Source organism: Alcanivorax sp. HI0083, from assembly GCF_001635175.1.
Genome location: NZ_LWFX01001016.1, coordinates 1 through 1,090, shown reverse-complemented (window position 1 = coordinate 1,090; position 1,090 = coordinate 1). Strand labels below are relative to the sequence as shown.

General features: G+C 59.4%; 1 pseudogene. It reads left to right on the top strand.

Annotated elements, in window-relative coordinates:
• Positions 1-117: 117 nt before the first annotated feature.
• Positions 118-1,090: pseudogene (aceE, locus tag A3754_RS12585) on the top strand (pyruvate dehydrogenase (acetyl-transferring), homodimeric type); the annotation flags it as partial.

Sequence of the window (1,090 nt, the reverse complement as noted above, 5' to 3'; positions counted from 1 at the left end):
CCAGCCACCGGTGTCGTGAGACTTCAGGTCTCAAGCCCAGTCACCCTTGGGCCTCTTTCAGCGCCGCTGCAGTGATCCTGCGGCGGCGCATGGCAACGCGAAAAAGGACGCAAGCCCATGCAAAAACGCAGTTTTTTTGACGACGTTGATCCCGCAGAAACCCGGGAATGGCTCGAAGCCCTGGAATCCGTGGTCGAGCGGGAAGGTCCCGAGCGGGCCGCCTGGCTACTCGATGCCATTACCAACGAAGCCCAGGAGCAGGGCGTTTATCGCACCCACCTCAACACCCCTTATCTCAATACCATTGCCCCCAAGGACGAAGCCGCCATCCCCGGTGACATGTTCATGGAGCGCCGTATTCGCTCACTGGTGCGCTGGAATGCGCTGGCCACCGTTATGCGGGCCAACATGGATAACGATGATGAGCTGGGTGGCCACATCGCCTCTTTTGCCTCCTCCGCCACCCTTTACGATGTGGGCTTTAATCATTTCTTCCGCGCCCCCAGCGATGAGAACGAGGGCGATTTGGTGTTCTTTCAGGGCCATTCGGCACCGGGTGTCTACGCACGGGCTTACCTGGAAGGGCGCATCAGCGAAGAGCAGCTGGATAACTTCCGCCGGGAAGTGGATGGCAAGGGACTGTCGTCCTATCCCCACCCCTGGCTGATGCCGGACTTCTGGCAATTTCCTACTGTCTCCATGGGGCTGGGGCCGATTCAGGCCATCTACCAGGCCCACATCATGAAGTACCTGCAGAACCGGGAGTTGATCCAGCAGGATAACCGCAAGGTCTGGGCATTCCTGGGTGACGGTGAAATGGACGAGCCGGAATCCCTTGGCGCCCTCGCTCTGGCGGGGCGTGAAAAGCTGGATAACCTGGTGTTTGTGGTGAACTGCAACCTGCAGCGACTGGATGGCCCGGTGCGCGGTAACGGTAAAATTATCCAGGAGCTGGAAGGCGTGTTCCGTGGCGCCGGCTGGAACGTGATCAAGGTAGTGTGGGGGCGCCTGTGGGACCCGTTGCTGGAAAAAGACAGTGAAGGTCTGCTGCGTCGCCGCATGGAAGAATGTGTGGATGGGGAATATCAGG